Raw genomic sequence first — 17,365 nt, forward strand, 5'->3', positions numbered from 1 at the left:
TTCCCTGTCAATTTTAATCTGAGGAATGGTCGAGAACCTCTTGAAATAAATCTCCTAACTCTTCTCGTCCATCTTGGTCCATACGTGCTCCTTCTACAAGTGACATCTTTGTTACATTATTCATATAATCATTTGGCCTAATCGATAAAATGACACGCACAATAGTATGTAAACGAGGGTAAGCCTGTTCTTTTTTTAATTTTCGTTTTGCTAGGTCAAACAGTTCGTCGTGCGCTATTCTCCCATAACCAAGTTGTAGAAATTCAGCTGCTTTACTTTCAAGCGCAGGTTCTACGTCCTCACGAAATCGCTCTACATTAGCATCATCCATTTTTTCAGCCTCCTAGCTGGTTGTTTTATTTCAACTATTCATAAAGTGATACCTGCCAGATTTTCATTTTAAAAGCTTGTCATGAGCGACTCACTTCATTGCATACACATGAACGTAGGCTCGTACACATCGAGCGGAGGTGTATGCATGACCAAACAAACGTTTATACAAGGAACAGTCATTCTTGTACTAGCAGGGCTTTTAACACGAATTCTCGGCTTTATCAATAAAATGGTGGTAGCTAGAATCATGGGACCTGAAGGAGTAGGCCTGTATATGATGGCCACTCCCACTTTGATTCTACTTATAACGTTAACACAATTTGGCTTACCTGTGGCAATTTCAAAATTGGTGGCAGAAGCAGAAACAACTGGGGATGAGGCAAGGGTCAAACGGATCCTCGTCGTATCCATCGCCATCACTGCCAGTCTAAGTGTAATTTTCACTGTCGGGATGATGCTTGCTATTCCATTTTTGTCTAATTACTTACTAACGGATGAAAGAGCCATCTACCCATTGCTTGCCACGATCCCTATTGTTCCTATTGTTGCTCTTTCTGCAATTTTACGAGGGTATTTCCAAGGGAAACAAAATATGCGCCCCACTGCAATGTCACAGGTTATTGAACAACTTGTGCGTATTACCTTAGTAGCTATATGTACAAAAGCACTTCTGCCCTTTGGAATTGAATACGCAGCCGCTGGAGCAATGATTTCAGTAGTGATGGGAGAACTAGTTTCTCTATTATACATGATTTGGCAGTTTAAAAAGCAGCAATCCTTTCGCGTGCGCAGACGTTCTTTCACAGCTTTAAAAAGTGGCAAGAGAGATTTCTCGGATCTCATGCAGGTGGCCCTTCCGACAACAGGCAGCCGCATGATTGGTTCTTTGTCCTACTTTTTTGAACCAATTGTGGTCGCCCATAGTCTAGCAGCTGCCGGGGTTGCTACTGCAGTGGCAACAAGTCAATACGGTGCCTTGAATGGGTTCGCTCTTCCGCTTTTATTTTTGCCAACGTTTATAACCCATGCCTTGTCAATATCGCTGGTGCCGGCTGTTAGTGAAGCATGGTCTAATCAAAACTTTGAACTGATACATCGCCGCTTATCCCAGTCTATCCGTACAGCTACTATATTTGGGGGAGCTTCAGTCGCTATCTTGTTCATATTTGCCGAACCATTGATGGATCTATTATATGAAGCGCCTGAAGCAGCTATATATGTTCAATTAATAGCTCCGTTCAGCTTGTTTCTCTATTTTCAGGGTCCTCTGCAGTCAGTACTACAAGCATTGAATCTTGCCAGAACTGCTATGATAAATAGTTTGATCGGTGCAAGTATAAAGCTTTTATTAATTGCAATCCTTGCTTCCCAACCAAATCTGGGGATGACGGGGACTGCTATAGCGATTTCTTTTAGTATGGTGCTTGTCACCCTCTTGCACGCTCAAGCTATTGCTAAAACATTGAGTCTTGTCTTTCGCTTTCGACCGATTGTTTCTTGGGTTGTTGTGATTGGTGCCACCATGTGGATTAGCGCCCAAGCAAAAGAAGTATTTTCATTTCTTGATTCGGTCTTTTTAATTACTACAGCGGGAATTTTGTTTTCCTTACTTTCTTACCTGTTATTAATGTTTTCGTTTCGATTAGTAAATTTTAAAGATCTTCGGCATTTTCGGGTGTTGTTTACGATGTTTAAAAAATAACGGTTACTAAAAAAAGGGGGGACCCCATCGTTCTCGAAAAACGCCACTGGAATATACACCCCTTCCTGGGCGAGCAGCGAGCCTAGGAAGGTTGCCGCTTTGCGGAGTCTCACCAGGCTCGCTCGCCCCACAGTGGTGTCGGTCATTTCCGGTATATAAACGCACGTTAGGTTCTTTGTAGCTACTCCACGTCTGTTTTCCGCGCTATTGTTTATTCCTCATTCTTTTTAGTTGTCTTTTAAATCAATGTAGAGTTCTCCCCCGTCTTGGTACATGCAGAGGGAGACTTTGTCTTGTTCAATGTCTTTTTTTGAAAGTTCTCTCTGTAACCATGTCTCCGTAACACCAAGCATCTCTAAATGCCTTGACTGCACCTTCCCATCCATAATTAAAGCAAAGGGGAAGGTTTTGCTATGCACACCATCCCCTTTTTTTATTACAGACAATTCTCCAGAAGGTTCTAAAATCCCATACTTTATGTCATCTATTGCAGTAATTCCTTGCTGCCTTAACTGTAACAACAAATCATCAAAATTATAGCGCTCACGCCGCATGTTCTGTTCGTTAACCTTTCCATTTTCAATCAGCAATATCGCGATTCCATCTACTGCATTACGAAAAAAAACGCTCTTTAGCGATATAAAAGCTGAACTATACTGAATCAAAGCCAATAAAGCAATTGGAAAGAAAGCCTTCCACATAGGCAGTTCAGACTCATCAAGAGCTAAAACAGCAAGTTCTGCAATCATAATGGAGATAACAAAATCGAGCAACGATAATTGCCCGATCTCTCGTTTCCCCATAATACGCAAAACAAGCAGTAAAAATACATAAATGAGCACCGTTCTAACAACCAGCAGACTTAAATCCATGTGCACCACCTGCTACCCTGCATTGTAAGAGTAGCTTTTCCACAATTAAGACATTCATCCTTAAAATATCAAACGCCCGCCTAATACATGAGTAAATACCGAAATAGCACATATACCGTGGCGATGATAAAGGATAGGAAGACAACCGGTACTCCTATTTTTAAAAAATCCATATAGCTAAAGGGTGTCCCAGCTTTGGCAGCAAGCCCGGCAACGACCACGTTAGCGGTTGAACCAATTAAAGTGGCATTTCCCCCAAGACAAGCACCGAGCGCAAGCGACCACCAAAGCGGATCTAAATCGACGACCCCAAATTGTTCAAACTCTTCAATAATGGGAATCATAGCAGCAACAAAGGGGACATTATCGACAAAGCCGCTTAACACCCCTGACATCCATAATATGAGCAGTGAAGTGGTCGGCACATCTCCTTTTGTGGCATATATCAGAGATTGGGCGAGCTCGTCAATCACCCCTTGTTCTTCCAATCCCCCAACCAGAATAAACAGTCCGACGAAAAAAAAGATGGTCACCCATTCCACATCTTTATATAATGCTTCCGTATCTACCTCTTGGTACGAAATAAATAAAATTAAGAGAGCACCTGCCATCGCGATCGCTGTTAATTCCACGCCAAGAAATGGTTGAAGTGTGAAGCCAATTAATGTAGCTGTTAAAACGGATACAGATTTCACCATTAACCTGCTGTTCTTAATATAGGCTTTTGCCTCCATGTTCATCAGCCGATTTCTTAAATAAGGGTCTCCTTGTAAAGAACGACGGTAATAACAAGCAAGGCCAAGCATCACACATATAAAGATAACTAACACAGGCGGTCCTAAATGAACGAGAAAATCATTAAAAGTTAGCTCCGGGACGGCTTGGCCAATCATCAGATTAGGTGGGTCGCCAATAAGTGTGGCAGTACCACCAATATTTGAAGCTAAAATGATGGCAAGCAGATAAGGTAATGAAGGTACATTTAACATCCCTGTTACTTTCATCGCCATTGGAGCAAGCAACAAGACGGTAGTTACATTATTCAAAAATGCAGAGCCTACAGCTGTCATCGCAGCGAGTAAAAAAAACAATGGGAGTGCCCTGCCTCCAACAAATTGAGCAGCTTTAATCGCCATATACTCAAACAACCCGCTTTGGCTGGTTACAAGCACAAGAATCATCATGGCCAGCAAAAGGGTTAATGTATGCCAGTCTACATATTGGAAAAAGGCAGCATTCAAATCGAGCACACCGACAAACACCATGGCTGTTCCACCAGCAACAGCTACCAGTGCCCGGTTTCCTTTCTCAAAAATAAGAAAGGCATAGCTTATTATAAAAATCGCAAGAGTCCAGGCCACCTCCGTCATGGTCCAACCACCTTTGCATGGGTTTGTACCATTTCTATGTTAAATAGCCGGGAGACATGAATGCTTGTATTCTACTTTAAGACTTGCCCTCATAGTTTAGTAATACCAACAACATAGAGGAGGAGTCTTCATGGAACACCGAAAAACCAATGCCATTTGGAAAAGTTTTTTATTTATGCTTGTTGCGGGAATCATATTTAGTGCTGTATTTGCCACGGTCTGGAGTACAACAAATATCACACCTCAATCCATGGCCTGGATTTTCCCTGTAGCCATTGGACTGATCTTAATTAGTGGAGGATTTATTGCAGGTATTAAAGGACGGGAAAGAGGCTGGCTTCTTGGTCTATCATCAGCTTGTCTGTTTTTTATCACAATTCTTTTACTACAATTTCTCGGCTTTAACCAAGCGATGGGCTCATACCAACTTTTATATGTAGCAGCCTTTTTGCCAGTAGCTGCTGCAGGAGGGATTATTGGCGTCAACGTAGGACAAAATGAATGAAGATAACGAATAAAATATAGAGCAAAAGACATTCAATCATATATCAGTGACCGTATAGCATAATCCGTCTTCCTACTCAGGGCCAGCAAAGGCCTTTCCCGTACTATGTATACAGTAAGCATATTTCACTAGCGTTGCCAATGTACCCACAAGCAGGTATCTCAAAAAAGAGGGCCTGCTTTTTCGTTTGCCGGCTTCAGCTCTCCCTTGTAGTGAAAGCGTCCACCTGCAGCGAAAAACTGAGACCACTGTATTGAATGCTTAACCAATGACCATTTTTCCAATAAAAAAGCCGCTCTCTCCGTTTTAAAGGAGAGAGCGGCTTTTAAGTACATTAGTTTTCGTTAGCAACTTCTCTAACAGCATTGCGATCAAACGTCAATTTTTTGTTATCATCAACAAGAAGAACGATCTTGTCTTCATCGATTGCATCGATTGTTCCATGCAATCCACCGATTGTGATCACATCGTCTCCTTTTTGCAAGTTATCATGCATTTCGCGAATCTGCTTTTGCCGCTTTTGCTGCGGACGAATCAAAAGGAAATAAAAGATCGCGAACATTAGCACGAGCATAATAATCGCTTCCATGAAAAGTGTCCCCCCCTTCTAGACTAACACCAGCCTGCCTTAAAAGTTCTTGGCATCGGCACGGTTAAAACCATATTGCTCAAAAAATGTCTCTCTAAAATCAAGTAACGAATCATTACGAATCGCAAGACGTACGTCACTCATCAATTTTAGCAAGAAATGTAGATTGTGATAAGAGGTCAGGCGAAATCCGAATGTTTCATTTGCTTTAATGAGATGGCGCACGTACGCGCGGCTATAGTTTTGACAAGTATAACAGTCACACTTTTCGTCAATCGGTCGAAGGTCACGAGCGTACTTAGCATTACGAACCACAAGTCTTCCTTCGCTCGTCATGCATGTCCCATTTCGGCCGATTCGAGTAGGCAAGACACAATCAAACATATCAACCCCGCGAATGGCACCGTCAATTAAGGCATCAGCGGAACCGACGCCCATCAAATACCTCGGTTTATCTTGAGGTAATAACGGGGTCGTAAATTCTAGCACCTCATTCATCACATCTTTTGGCTCTCCGACTGAAAGCCCTCCTATAGCATACCCGGGAAAGTCCATAGAGACAAGGTCCTCAGCACTTTGTTTCCTTAAATCTTCATATTCTCCACCTTGTACAATTCCAAACAAGCCCTGATCTTGAGAGCGTTCGTGGCTTTCCAGACATCTTTCAGCCCAGCGGCTCGTTCGCTCTACTGATGCTTTCATATAACTATGCTCGGCCGGGTAAGGCGGGCATTCATCAAAGGCCATCATAATATCTGGGCCTAAGTCATTTTGAATCTGCATTGCTTTCTCCGGTGATAGAAAAAGTTTAGCTCCGCTAATATGATTACGAAACTGAACGCCTTCTTCCGTTATATTACGCATATCACTTAAACTAAATACTTGAAATCCGCCAGAATCTGTAAGAATTGGCCGATCCCAATTCATAAAGGAGTGAAGTCCACCTGCTTCTTTGATTAAGTCTTCTCCTGGGCGAAGCCAGAGGTGATACGTATTAGCCAAAATGATTTGAGCATTCATCGTTTTTAACTCTTCCGGGCTTAACGTCTTTACAGTAGCCAGGGTGCCAACCGGCATAAACATCGGCGTGTCAAAAGATCCGTGTGGTGTATGAACTTTCCCAAGTCTAGCCCCTGATTGCTTACATGTTTTTATATGTTCATACGTTATTGCTGCCATAATTTACGGCTCCCTTCCATGATGAGCATAGCATCTCCGAAACTGAAAAAGCGGTACTTTTTTTGAATGGCTTCCTCATATGCTCTTAATATATTTTCTCTTCCAGCTAATGCACTCACAAGCATTAGTAAACTGGACTTTGGTAGGTGAAAATTCGTGAGTAATGCATCAATGCCTGTAAAGGTATAACCAGGATAAATAAAAATATCCGTCCAACCCGAAGAAGACGTGAAGCGACCATCATTCTCCCTGGCAATCGTTTCAAGCGTTCGTAACGAAGTCGTCCCTACCGCAATAATTCGTTTGCCCTTGCGTTTCGTTTCATTTAAAAGAGCAGCTGTCTCTGCAGACATCTGATAAAATTCAGCATGCATCGTATGCTCTTCCACCGTTTCTGCTTCGACTGGCCGAAACGTCCCTAACCCAACATGAAGAGTAACCTGGCATAGTTGCACACCTTTTAGCTTCGCTTGGTCAAGCAACTCTTCTGTAAAATGTAAGCCAGCTGTTGGCGCTGCCGCAGACCCAACATGCTTAGAAAAAACGGTCTGATACCTTTCACGGTCGCCCAGCGTTTCTTGAATATATGGCGGCAGCGGCATTTCACCAAGCTGGTCCAGCACCTCGTAAAAAATCCCGTCATAATGAAAGGTAACTTGTCTTCCTCCATGCTCCAGTATATCTGTACATTCCGCTTTTAATCGACCATCGCCAAAGGTTAAAATTGTTCCTGGTTTAATTCGCCGGGCCGGCTTGGCTAGCACTTCCCAGGAGTCTCCGTCGGTCTGTTTTAAAAGAAGAAGCTCAGCTTTCCCGCCTGTCTCTTCTTTTTGCCCAAACAATCGGGCAGGCATTACCCTAGTGTCATTAATAACTAGCGCATCCCCTTCATCGAGTGTCTCTAACACTTCTGGAAAAGCCCGGTGTCTCGTTTCCCCTGTTTCAGGATCTAACACAAGCAGTTTTGAGGCATCTCTTTGGGTAAGCGGAGTCTGAGCAATTAATTCTTCTGGAAGTGAAAAGTCAAATTGTGAGACGTCCATAACACTATCCCTTTCTACATACTCATCTAAGTTTTATTTTAAACGTAAAAACAACAGGAGAATGGCTCTCCTGTTAACGAAAACGCCCAATCAGCATTAAGATCAATGATAACACTACACTAATAATAATTGATGTCATTAATGGAAAATAAAAGGTGCTGTTTTCTCCGCGAAATAAGAAATCGCCTGGTAACTTGCCAAGAGGGAGAAACCTTCCCCCAACTTGCCACAGTAATCCAATCAAAATTAATACAACGCCAATACCGATAATAATACGGGGCAGTTCTGCCATTATTTTGGCACCTCCAACCCGAAATGTTGATAAACATGCGGGGTTACTACCCGCCCACGCGGCGTCCGCTGTAAAAACCCAATTTGCAGCAAATAAGGTTCATACACGTCTTCAATCGTGTTTGCTTCTTCACCAATGGTTGCCGCCATGTTTTCTAACCCGACCGGTCCGCCTTTAAATTTTTCTATAATTGTTTGTAAAAGCCGGTGGTCCACATCATCCAAACCAAGCCGGTCAACTTGCAGGCGCTCCAGCGCTTCAATAGATAATTCTTCAGTTACAAATCCATTCCCTTGCACTTGGGCAAAGTCACGGACTCTTCTTAATAAACGATTCGCAATACGTGGTGTTCCGCGAGCACGGCGGGCCATTTCCAGTGCCGCTTCATCTTCCATTTCGACCCCAAGCAATTCCCCGCTTCGGTGTAAGATAGCTGACAATTCATTTTCTGTATAATATTCAAGCCTCGACATTACCCCAAAACGATCACGCAGCGGCGAAGAAAGCATGCCAGCCCGTGTTGTAGCACCTACGAGCGTAAAGGGCGGTAAATCAAGCCGTACCGAACGGGCAGTGGATTCTTTACCAATCACGATATCGATACAAAAGTCTTCCATGGCCGGATACAAGACTTCTTCTACCGCCCGGGGCAGTCGATGAATTTCATCAATAAACAATACATCACCAGGTTCAAGCGCAGTTAAAATGGCCGCCAAGTCTCCGGGTCGTTCAATGGCAGGACCGGAAGTGGTACGGAGGTTGACCTTCATTTCAGAAGCAATGATCATGGCCAGCGTCGTTTTACCTAAACCAGGAGGTCCGTAAAGAAGGACGTGGTCAAGACTTTCTTCACGCATTTTAGCTGCTTCTATAAAAACCTTCAAATTTTCTTTTACTTTTTCTTGGCCAATATACTCGGTAAAACTAAGCGGTCGAATTCCATTGTCCAGCTGTTCTTCTTCCCCGATGGACTCTTGGGTTATTAAACGATCATCCAAAGTGTTCAGCCTCCTTTCTTCCGCTTTTTTGCACTATACTACATGTTGAGCATAAGGCGTAATGCTTTTTTTACGTACTCATCTGCATCAAGCGACTCCTTTTGCAGCTCTGGGGTGATTTTTTTTATTTCTTTCTCAGCATACCCTAAAGCTTTTAGCGCTTCATGTGCTTCAGCAAGGGCTTTATCTTCCTCAGTCGCTGAGATTTCTTCGCTCACTTGATCTTCAATTAAAGAAGAGTGTGGAAATAATGGCTCTACTTTTCCTTTTAAATCTAAAATCATTTGCCGGGCTGTTTTCTTCCCAACCCCGGGGAACTTTACAAGAAATGTCTCATTTTCCTGTTCAATGGCTTCAATAACGGCATCAGGATGGCCAGCCGCAAGTATCGCTAACGCACCTTTTGGCCCAATCCCGGACACATTAATCAACTTTTCAAACAAACTACGTTCTTCACGTGTTGGAAAGCCATACAATTGAATGGCATCCTCACGCACATGTTGATACGTAAACACTTTCATTTGCTCCCCGACATGTTTTTGAAAACTATAGGGATTCGGACAGAGTACAAGATAGCCCACCCCTTGCACGTCAACTGTCAGACCTTCTGCACGAATATGAGCAATCTCACCTTGCAAGAACTCAATCATCAAATCTCCTCTTTCAACACGAACATATATTCATCATTTATAATAGCAAACTTTGGGTTATTAGAAAAATACAATTCGCCGTTGAGGAGTTCTCTAGGTAATTACTTGCACATCTTTCATAAAACGATGCAATGTTACTCTCCTTATACGCCCACTTGGACTTGTTTCTAGAAGAACTGTTTTTATACATCCAATCATAAGAAACAGTCCATCAGTATAAGACGGACTGTCAGGAGAGCATAAGCTATTGCAATAATCTTATTGTTTTAGTTGTTGGAATTGATTGATATACTGCTCAAACTCCTCCACGTGAGCTACCCGCAAGCCTGCTCGAAGTTCAGCACGCTCCGCTGTCGTCAATTCTTCAAGCCGCAAAGAAAAGAATGTATTAAGAATATTTCCTTGTTCTGGCATGCCTTGATATAAATGAAGAGTCCCATCTTCATCAATGCCTAAATATCCATTTTCCCGAGCAGCTGGTGACAACTGATTAATTTCACGGGTGAAGAGCATTTCTCCGTCAGTCTGCGTATCTAATGTCCAATCTTCATACTGTGCCCAAAAATCGTCCGGGGACCAAATGGTTTCATTTGATACATTCTCTTCTGTAACTCCGTCAATATATGTTTGCGCAGTAACGACTTCGACTGTTTTAGCACCATAATCTTCAGGTGTGTACGTTTCGACGTAATCTTCTTCAGGTTCATTCGCATCTTCAGGCCAAGTGATCGAAAGAAAGATAACAATACCAGCTACCACACAGAGAATCGAGAGGATGGTTAACCGCGCTGTGTTCATACTCTTTCACTCCCTTTCAATAGGAAGTATCTCCCACTTATGGAGTAGATATGCACAACGCTTCTCTACACATCGCTTCATTCCACTCTGCTTTTTTGGCTCTGTTAGAGGAAGCATTGATTTTTCACTAATGATAAGTGAAGCAAAAGGGGCGAAACCCCTGCCGGAAAAGCCGGTCAAGGCAGACCTCGCAGGTGCCAGACGTCAAGGGAGATCTTATTACTACGCCAACAACCAAGAAAAGTCGGCGACCTCAATCGAAAAGAGGAACCCGTGGTTGCCTTTTGCCAACGGTGAAATCGAGCAGCCTGAAACGAACGCATCAAGAACGTTTCATAGAAACTTTTATTTACCCTATAGTTAAATGTTGAATCTGCTCCTCGGTGATATCAAAATTGTGATAGACGTTTTGAACATCATCATTATCTTCTAATTGATCAATCAGTTTCATCATATTAGTTGCATCCTCATCACTTAATGTAGTACGTGTTTGAGGAATCATCGATACTTCTGCACTCGAAAATACATGCCCTTTTTGTTCAAGTTCATGTTTTACATCCTCAAAGTGAGCTGCATCTGTATAAATAATAAAGCGTTCTTCGTCATACTCAAATTCTTCTGCTCCTGCTTCAATAGCTTCGAGCATCATATCATCTTCGGAGATAGTAGTATCATCACGGTTCATCTCAAGGTAGCCTTTATGATCAAACATAAAAGCTACACAGCCATCTTCCCCCATATTGCCACCATTTTTATTAAAAGCTAGTCTTACCTCTGCTACGGTTCGATTCTTATTTTCTGTTAGTGCTTGCACCATAACTGCAGCACCGCCCGGACCGTATCCTTCATAGGTTAATTCTTCATAGGTGAGACCGTCTTGATCTCCTTTTGCCTTTTTAATGGTACGTTCAATATTATCATTTGGCATATTCGCTGCCCGAGCTTTACTCAATGCTAGGCGCAACCGCAAGTTTGTAGAAGGATCATCACCGCCGTTGCGCACAGCCGCAAAAATCTCTTTCGAATACTTGGTAAACATCTTCGCACGCTTATTATCCTGCGCCTCTTTCCTACGTTTGATGTTATTCCATTTTGAATGACCGGCCATTTACATCCCCTCCTTACGTATCTACCGCTTCTAATCTAATTTTTAGGAAGACCGCGTCGTTCAGCGTAAGGCACACAAAGGTGGCACACAAAAACCGTCTTTCCAGAGGTATCTTTATATTGCTGCATCGTTCCAGTAGTTTTTTTACAAAAATGGCAGGACTTAGTGCGAAAGAGTTGACGGATTTGCTTTAACATAGCTGTCACCTCCACTAGACGTATGTATTATATCATGGAATATATACCAGCCGACAAGCTATAATCCGTCAAGGGAATAACCATCACTTCCCTAGCCTCTACCTGAAAAAATTAATATAAGAAAGAGGCTGCCATAAAGAGACAGCCTCTAAAAAAACTGAGAGTTTATAGTTAGTCCCGAGTTTGTTCAAACGGACGTTGAGCAGCATCAGCGAGATCATCAATCATTTCGTTAAACGTGGCTCCCACTTCGTCAAAAGCAGCACCAGCTTCAAGCTGATGGTCCATTTCGCGAAGTTGGTCGTATTGGCTGTCATCGGTTACTACATATACTTCTTTATCCTCTTCAAACGCTTCCTCAGCCTCTCGCTCTACTTTACGTTCAAGATTTTCTGAGGCATCATCGTCAGCGTCAATACCAATCAACACTTCATCTTCATGGACAATTACACGAGCATCATTAACATCATCAATTTCCTCTACATAATCAACGATGTCTGAGGCAATTTTCCGGTCATTCCCATAATCATCGTCCCCGTTGCCATTGCCGTTGCCATTGCCGTTAAAGGTTCCCTCGTCTCCAACCATTCGAGGACGGTCACCAGTTTGACCTTGGACATTTCCCCCTTGGCGAGTTTCGTTAGGTGTTAACCCTTCTCCGGTTTGGCCAGGCATCATGCCTTGGTTCCGATGATGTTGAGCTGTTGGCCGTTGTTGCCCTTGCCCAGTAGTACCTCTTAGTCCTTGCCCACGGTTTCGGTCATCTACAGTAAACATGTCTGTGACAGGACCCTCACCTCGGTAACGGTTTTGTCCTGTAGTCGGAGCCTGCTCTTGACCCCCACCATCATTTGCCATATATCGCATATCTCCTGTAGCGCCATCATCACCGTCTACACCACAGCCACCAATCAGTCCCGCACAAAGAACCGTAGTTGCTGCAGCGGAAAGTGCCATCTTTTTCATTTATTTAACCTCCTTTCACCCATTAGGATAAGGAAAGGAGGTCATTTTTACACTGTTAGTTCAAACCATAACTTCCATAATGATTAAACATCCTCTTCATCGCTTTCATCATAATTATTATATTGACGTTCATTAAAGTTATTATCAGGCCACTCATTTGGAGGCATCTCTCCATAAGGTGCTATATGATAAGGAATCGTCGGATATGGTGATTCTGGATAACCGTTCATTTCTGGCATTTGATTGGGATGCATTGGCATGTCATTATTATTGGCATCATAATTAAAATTATTTTCATGCATCATAGGCATAGGCTGTTGCATATATGGATGCATTTGCGGGTGCATTTGTGGGTGCATTTGGTGCATGTGCGGATGCATTGGAGCAGGCATGCCATAATGCATTTGAGGCCCCATCATTGGCTGCTGCATAAACTGACCATGCATCGGAGCAGATGGCGCACACCCAGGCATAATAGGTGTCACTGGCACACAATGCTTTAACTTTGGTGGAGGGCATGGCTTTTTGGGTTTAAGCGGCTTTTTTGGTTTTTTCGGCATCGGTGGCGGTGGGGCCGGAGCCATTGGTTCTTTCACTGGCTTCTTTGGCGGGGTTGGTTTTACAACTGGTTTCTTTTCTTTAACTGGCTTTTTCTTTGGAGGTTCTGGCTTTTTTGGTTGTTTAGGTTTCGGTTTGTGAAAATGAACATTTAACTGCTGCTGTTGTTGAACAGGGTGGGTATAATGCATATGCACTGGTGGCATTTGCACAGTCGGCATTTTGATTTCTGGTTTTGGCGCTGGCTTCTTTTTAGGTTCTGGTTTTTTTGCTGGTGGTTTTGGTGGTGGAGCAGGTTTCTTTTTCTCTTTCACTGGTTGTTCTTTTACTGGCTGTTCTTTTTTTGCCTGCACTTCCTTGCCTGGAATTTTGATTTTCATACCAGGCATAATCATATCTGGGTTCGCCAAATGTGTATTTGCCTGTTTGAGCGACTCAAATTCCACACCGTAGGATTTTGCTAATTTCCATAGCGTATCACCCTTTTGGACGATATGAATTTTCACGGGCTTTTCCTCCTTATCGTTCTCAGCTCGTTCTGTGTTCAGCCTATGCAGTCAACCTGGCCCGTATGAACGATTTTGCTGAAAGGAAGGCGAGAGCCAGCCCGCGCAAGAAGAACAGTTTCTTTTGGTGTCTCACGCTCGAACAAGCATGCGGTCTAATGCTTTCTTTGCCATGTAAGCTGTTTCATCTTTCACTTTAATCTTATGGTGTATATGTTGCTTTCTAATTTCACCTAAACTCCAAGCTAAATGAGGAAGATCAATTCGATTCATCGTTAAACACGGACACATGTTAGGGTTCAAAGAAATGATGGAGCGGTCTGGATATTCTTTTATTAATCGATTTACTAAATTCATCTCCGTACCAATCGCCCATTTGCTCTCAGGCTTAGCATTATCAATCGCATCAATAATAGCTTTTGTGGAGCCTTTGTAATCAGCCGCTTGCACTACTTCCCATGTGCACTCAGGGTGAACAATGATTCTCCGGTCCGGCTCTTCTGTACGTATCGTTTCTATATTATCCATTGTGAATTTTTCATGGACGCTGCAATGACCTTTCCAAAGAATGATTCGAATTTGGTTAATCGGCCCCTCTGTTAAAAGAGTTTCTGAAATAGGGTCCCATACTGCCATTTCCTCTAAGGCGATCCCGAGATCATAAGCTGTATTACGCCCTAAATGCTGGTCTGGCAAAAATAACAGACGTTCCTTTTTATCGAGAGCCCATTTCACCATCTTGGCTGCATTTGAAGAGGTCACCGTCGCCCCTCCTCTTTTCCCGCAAAATGCTTTAATCTCTGCTGTTGAATTCACATAAGTGATCGGCAGAATGGTATCACCAAAATAGTCATTCAGCTTTTCCCAGGCACGTTCAGTTTGATGAATGTCGGCCATATCGGCCATAGAACAACCAGCACGCAAATCAGGCAAAATCACATGCTGATGATCTTCAGTTAATATGTCGGCAGTTTCAGCCATAAAATGCACACCGCAAAACACAATCCACTTCGCCTCTTTCCGCCGTTCTGCTGCTTGAGCAAGCTGCAGCGAATCACCTCTGTCATCACAAAATTGTATTACTTCATCTTTTTGGTAATGATGACCCGGCATGTACAACTTTGTTCCCAGTTCTGCTTTGATTTCTGTTACATAGTCACAGAGCTCCTCTTCGCTCATCGTTCGAAAGTGCTCAGGGAGCGCAGTTTGTTTTTTAAAAATTTCCATAATACTCATCATTTCACTACCTTTCAGTGGTCTTCAATAAAAAACTAATATCAAGTGAAGAAGGGGAATGGGTAAGACTTCCCATCGATATGTAATCAGCTCCACACATTTTATAACGCCTTAATTGTTCAATTGTCATTCCGCCTGATATTTCTGTAACAATTGATTCGGGTACCTTAGGCACTAAGGCGTGCACCTCTTCAGGTTCCATGTTGTCAAACATGATGATATCTACGCCTGCTTCAAGTGCTTCCATCATTTCTTCTTCATTCGTCGTTTCTACTTCAATTTTCACAGTAAATCCGGCATTTTGCTTTACACGTTGTACAGCTTCTGTGATCCCCCCTGCACCCGTTATATGATTTTCTTTTAACATAATTAACTCATGAAGATTAAAGCGATGATTGACACCTCCGCCGCATTGCACGGCATACTTTTCATACATCCGCAAACCTGGGGTAGTTTTTCTCGTATCAGTAATACAAGTCGTCCCCCCTTCTAATTCTCGAACCGCCCGTGTTGTCAAGGTAGCAATTCCACTCATGCGCTGCACTAGATTTAATAGTACGCGCTCAGCTGCCAACAGAGCAGAAAGCGGTCCTTTCACTACAGCTATTACCTCTCCTGCTGCAACCCTTTCACCATCGACGACCTTCATTTCTACAAGGATACTTGGGTCGATGAGCTTATAGCCTTCTACTATCACTTGCCTGCCTACGAAAACTCCACTTTCTTTAGCTTTCAAATACCCAGTCCTCCTGGACTCAGGATCTTCAAAAGCTGCGATTGACCGGTCGCCATACCCTAAATCTTCACATAGAAAATGATGCAGGTCGTTTTTGAGTTGCAGAACGTTCATTATTGACCACCTTTCTTTCCACTAAGGGCATATCGTTCACTTTATATGGTTGATCACAATATTTTGAGTGAATCAGCCAATAATCCCCTTTATCTTCTTTCTGACTCCCTTCTACATAATGCGCACCTAACGATTCAGGCCGGGCAAGGATCGCTTTTAAGATTAGCTGGCAAGCCGTAAGCGCATGTGAATTCTCAATATATTCGCCCGAAAGTGGCTTCCAGTCAGCCGTTTCTTTCTCAAGCTCTTGTAAGGCTTTATTCACTTGGGCAGGAAGACGCTTAACACCAGCTGAATATTCCATTTTGTTTCTTATCCGGGCCATTCCTTCTCTATCTACTGTGTTTACAGCTGTTTCCGGAACATGTACTGCAGGAGCAAGGGGTTTTTGCAAATACTTATGCACGCTTTCACTTATCTTACGGCCTGTTACAATTGCTTCCAACAATGAATTGCTTGCCAGCCGATTTGCCCCATGTACCCCGGTATAGGCTGTTTCACCAATTGCAAATAAACGAGAAATGTCGGTTTCCCCGTATTCATTTACATAAACCCCGCCCATCATATAGTGAGCACCTGGCTGTACCGGTATTTTTTCCATAGAAATATGGTGGGCCCGACACCAGGCCGAAATGGCAGGGAACATGGCTTCTTTATTAGGAATAGAGGCCGCATTCACGTAGACACTTTCCCCTTGCTCGCGTAATTGATAAATGGCACGTGCTACTTGGTCACGACTGGAGAGATCCCCATGCTCTAAATGGCTAGTTACCTGTTTTTTACGAGCTGTCTCCAGCTTGGCCCCAGCTCCGCGTAATGCTTCGGAAATAAGAAACACTTCCTTATTACTAGCTACACCCAAAGTTGGATGAAACTGAATAAATTCTACATCAACCAGACGGGCGCCAGCTTGGTAGGCTAGGGCCAACCCATCTCCGGTTGCATGTGCATGATTCGTAGTCGTTTCAAATAAGGCTCCGGCTCCTCCGGTGGCTAATACGACTGATTTTGCATAAAAACGTATATACTCACCTTTTGCCGTTAACGCATCAGCTCCTTCACACTCTCCTGTTGAAACATGCAGCTTGATCACTGAAGTATGGTCCTGCACCTTAATATTTGCACACTTGCTCACCCGTGTTTTAAGACGTTCCATTATATTTCGGCCAGTTTGGTCACCATTGCAGTGAACGATTCGCGGCTGGCTGTGAGCACCTTCACATCCTAATTGATATTGATTGCTCTCATTCTTACAAAACGCCACCCCTTGCTGCTCAAGCCAAGAAACCGCCTCTGTCGCTTCAGAAACCAGATCCCTTACCATACCTTTTCGGTTATGAAAGGCTCCAGCCCTTAAGGTATCCTCCTCATGAAACCTCCAATGGTCGGTTCTCGCAAGAGCTGCAGCCATACCTCCTTGCGCGCGCCAAGAATTAGAAGAACATAACGAGCCTTTGCTTACGATGGTGATACATTTGTCCTCTGGCATAGAGAGAGCTGCCGTAATTCCGGCCAGCCCACTTCCAATAATTAATATATCTGGCATCTCCAGCTTAAGTTCCTTCATAACATCACTACTTTACATGTGTCTTGACATATATAATCACATAAAA

18 protein-coding genes are annotated in these 17,365 nt (G+C 43.2%); 2 read left to right on the plus strand and 16 right to left on the minus strand.

Features of this window, described 5'->3' with window-relative positions; translation table 11 throughout:
* Window positions 1-13: 13 nt before the first annotated feature.
* Complete coding sequence (locus D469_RS20495) at window positions 14-331, minus strand: post-transcriptional regulator (protein WP_018924160.1); 318 nt, start codon at window positions 329-331, stop codon at window positions 14-16.
* A 147-nt stretch (window positions 332-478) separates the two neighbouring features.
* On the opposite strand from D469_RS20495, the gene spoVB reads away from it, so the two are divergent.
* Window positions 479-2,035 (plus strand): stage V sporulation protein B, encoded by a 1,557-nt coding sequence (spoVB, locus tag D469_RS0114665; protein ID WP_018924161.1) that lies wholly within the window; start codon window positions 479-481, stop codon window positions 2,033-2,035.
* 227 nt (window positions 2,036-2,262) lie between these two features.
* Here spoVB and D469_RS0114670 read toward each other — a convergent pair whose 3' ends face one another.
* Both D469_RS0114670 and D469_RS0114675 read right to left on the minus strand, forming a co-directional pair.
* Complete coding sequence (locus tag D469_RS0114670) at window positions 2,263-2,907, minus strand: DUF421 domain-containing protein (RefSeq protein ID WP_018924162.1); 645 nt, start codon at window positions 2,905-2,907, stop codon at window positions 2,263-2,265.
* Window positions 2,908-2,987: 80 nt separating this feature from the next.
* On the minus strand, window positions 2,988-4,277 hold the full coding sequence (locus tag D469_RS0114675; RefSeq protein WP_018924163.1) for an ArsB/NhaD family transporter: 1,290 nt from the start codon (window positions 4,275-4,277) through the stop codon (window positions 2,988-2,990).
* Between the two features lie 130 nt (window positions 4,278-4,407).
* On the opposite strand from D469_RS0114675, the gene D469_RS0114680 reads away from it, so the two are divergent.
* On the plus strand, window positions 4,408-4,782 hold the full coding sequence (locus D469_RS0114680; RefSeq protein ID WP_018924164.1) for a TIGR04086 family membrane protein: 375 nt from the start codon (window positions 4,408-4,410) through the stop codon (window positions 4,780-4,782).
* Window positions 4,783-5,116: 334 nt separating this feature from the next.
* Here D469_RS0114680 and yajC read toward each other — a convergent pair whose 3' ends face one another.
* From yajC to D469_RS20510, 13 genes are all read right to left on the minus strand, one after another.
* The gene (yajC, locus tag D469_RS0114690; RefSeq protein ID WP_018924166.1) at window positions 5,117-5,371 is read right to left on the minus strand and encodes a preprotein translocase subunit YajC; all 255 of its coding nucleotides are present in this window, start codon (window positions 5,369-5,371) and stop codon (window positions 5,117-5,119) included.
* Window positions 5,372-5,410: 39 nt separating this feature from the next.
* A complete protein-coding gene (gene tgt, locus D469_RS0114695) occupies window positions 5,411-6,550 on the minus strand; it encodes a tRNA guanosine(34) transglycosylase Tgt (protein ID WP_018924167.1) in 1,140 nt (379 codons plus the stop codon).
* Window positions 6,538-7,593 (minus strand): tRNA preQ1(34) S-adenosylmethionine ribosyltransferase-isomerase QueA, encoded by a 1,056-nt coding sequence (gene queA, locus D469_RS0114700; protein ID WP_018924168.1) that lies wholly within the window; start codon window positions 7,591-7,593, stop codon window positions 6,538-6,540. Before queA ends, tgt begins: the two co-directional genes overlap by 13 nt.
* A gap of 73 nt (window positions 7,594-7,666) precedes the next feature.
* Window positions 7,667-7,885 (minus strand): DUF2905 domain-containing protein, encoded by a 219-nt coding sequence (locus tag D469_RS0114705; protein ID WP_018924169.1) that lies wholly within the window; start codon window positions 7,883-7,885, stop codon window positions 7,667-7,669.
* Entirely contained in the window at window positions 7,885-8,883 is a 999-nt protein-coding gene (gene ruvB, locus D469_RS0114710) for a Holliday junction branch migration DNA helicase RuvB (protein ID WP_018924170.1), read from the minus strand. Before ruvB ends, D469_RS0114705 begins: the two co-directional genes overlap by 1 nt.
* Before the next feature lie 38 nt (window positions 8,884-8,921).
* A complete protein-coding gene (gene ruvA, locus D469_RS0114715) occupies window positions 8,922-9,533 on the minus strand; it encodes a Holliday junction branch migration protein RuvA (protein ID WP_018924171.1) in 612 nt (203 codons plus the stop codon).
* A 258-nt stretch (window positions 9,534-9,791) separates the two neighbouring features.
* The gene (locus D469_RS20500; protein WP_018924172.1) at window positions 9,792-10,331 is read right to left on the minus strand and encodes a BofC C-terminal domain-containing protein; all 540 of its coding nucleotides are present in this window, start codon (window positions 10,329-10,331) and stop codon (window positions 9,792-9,794) included.
* A gap of 349 nt (window positions 10,332-10,680) precedes the next feature.
* Window positions 10,681-11,439 (minus strand): YebC/PmpR family DNA-binding transcriptional regulator, encoded by a 759-nt coding sequence (locus tag D469_RS0114730; protein ID WP_018924174.1) that lies wholly within the window; start codon window positions 11,437-11,439, stop codon window positions 10,681-10,683.
* A gap of 368 nt (window positions 11,440-11,807) precedes the next feature.
* On the minus strand, window positions 11,808-12,602 hold the full coding sequence (locus tag D469_RS0114735; RefSeq protein WP_018924175.1) for a YhcN/YlaJ family sporulation lipoprotein: 795 nt from the start codon (window positions 12,600-12,602) through the stop codon (window positions 11,808-11,810).
* Between the two features lie 83 nt (window positions 12,603-12,685).
* Window positions 12,686-13,666, minus strand: coding sequence for a SafA/ExsA family spore coat assembly protein (safA, locus tag D469_RS22695; RefSeq protein ID WP_018924176.1), 981 nt, complete (start codon window positions 13,664-13,666; stop codon window positions 12,686-12,688).
* A 132-nt stretch (window positions 13,667-13,798) separates the two neighbouring features.
* Complete coding sequence (gene nadA, locus D469_RS0114745; protein ID WP_018924177.1) at window positions 13,799-14,902, minus strand: quinolinate synthase NadA; 1,104 nt, start codon at window positions 14,900-14,902, stop codon at window positions 13,799-13,801.
* Window positions 14,903-14,909: 7 nt separating this feature from the next.
* A complete protein-coding gene (nadC, locus tag D469_RS0114750; RefSeq protein ID WP_018924178.1) occupies window positions 14,910-15,752 on the minus strand; it encodes a carboxylating nicotinate-nucleotide diphosphorylase in 843 nt (280 codons plus the stop codon).
* Window positions 15,706-17,319, minus strand: coding sequence for an L-aspartate oxidase (locus tag D469_RS20510; protein WP_018924179.1), 1,614 nt, complete (start codon window positions 17,317-17,319; stop codon window positions 15,706-15,708). The genes nadC and D469_RS20510 overlap by 47 nt, the downstream gene beginning before the upstream one ends.
* Between the last annotated feature and the right edge of the window lie 46 nt (window positions 17,320-17,365).

This window comes from Salsuginibacillus kocurii DSM 18087 (assembly GCF_000377705.1).
Lineage (GTDB): Bacteria > Bacillota > Bacilli > Bacillales > Marinococcaceae > Salsuginibacillus > Salsuginibacillus kocurii.

Excerpts from the sequence above, each read along its gene's own strand:
- D469_RS20495 (WP_018924160.1), bottom strand. The coding sequence starts at position 331 with ATGGATGATGCTAATGTAGAGCGATTTCGTGAGGACGTAGAACCTGCG.
- spoVB (WP_018924161.1), top strand. The coding sequence starts at position 479 with ATGACCAAACAAACGTTTATACAAGGAACAGTCATTCTTGTACTAGCA.
- D469_RS0114670 (WP_018924162.1), bottom strand. The coding sequence starts at position 2,907 with ATGGATTTAAGTCTGCTGGTTGTTAGAACGGTGCTCATTTATGTATTT.
- D469_RS0114675 (WP_018924163.1), bottom strand. The coding sequence starts at position 4,277 with ATGACGGAGGTGGCCTGGACTCTTGCGATTTTTATAATAAGCTATGCC.
- D469_RS0114680 (WP_018924164.1), top strand. The coding sequence starts at position 4,408 with ATGGAACACCGAAAAACCAATGCCATTTGGAAAAGTTTTTTATTTATG.
- yajC (WP_018924166.1), bottom strand. The coding sequence starts at position 5,371 with ATGGAAGCGATTATTATGCTCGTGCTAATGTTCGCGATCTTTTATTTC.
- tgt (WP_018924167.1), bottom strand. The coding sequence starts at position 6,550 with ATGGCAGCAATAACGTATGAACATATAAAAACATGTAAGCAATCAGGG.
- queA (WP_018924168.1), bottom strand. The coding sequence starts at position 7,593 with ATGGACGTCTCACAATTTGACTTTTCACTTCCAGAAGAATTAATTGCT.
- D469_RS0114705 (WP_018924169.1), bottom strand. The coding sequence starts at position 7,885 with ATGGCAGAACTGCCCCGTATTATTATCGGTATTGGCGTTGTATTAATT.
- ruvA (WP_018924171.1), bottom strand. The coding sequence starts at position 9,533 with ATGATTGAGTTCTTGCAAGGTGAGATTGCTCATATTCGTGCAGAAGGT.
- D469_RS20500 (WP_018924172.1), bottom strand. The coding sequence starts at position 10,331 with ATGAACACAGCGCGGTTAACCATCCTCTCGATTCTCTGTGTGGTAGCT.
- D469_RS0114730 (WP_018924174.1), bottom strand. The coding sequence starts at position 11,439 with ATGGCCGGTCATTCAAAATGGAATAACATCAAACGTAGGAAAGAGGCG.
- D469_RS0114735 (WP_018924175.1), bottom strand. The coding sequence starts at position 12,602 with ATGAAAAAGATGGCACTTTCCGCTGCAGCAACTACGGTTCTTTGTGCG.
- nadA (WP_018924177.1), bottom strand. The coding sequence starts at position 14,902 with ATGAGTATTATGGAAATTTTTAAAAAACAAACTGCGCTCCCTGAGCAC.
- nadC (WP_018924178.1), bottom strand. The coding sequence starts at position 15,752 with ATGAACGTTCTGCAACTCAAAAACGACCTGCATCATTTTCTATGTGAA.
- D469_RS20510 (WP_018924179.1), bottom strand. The coding sequence starts at position 17,319 with ATGAAGGAACTTAAGCTGGAGATGCCAGATATATTAATTATTGGAAGT.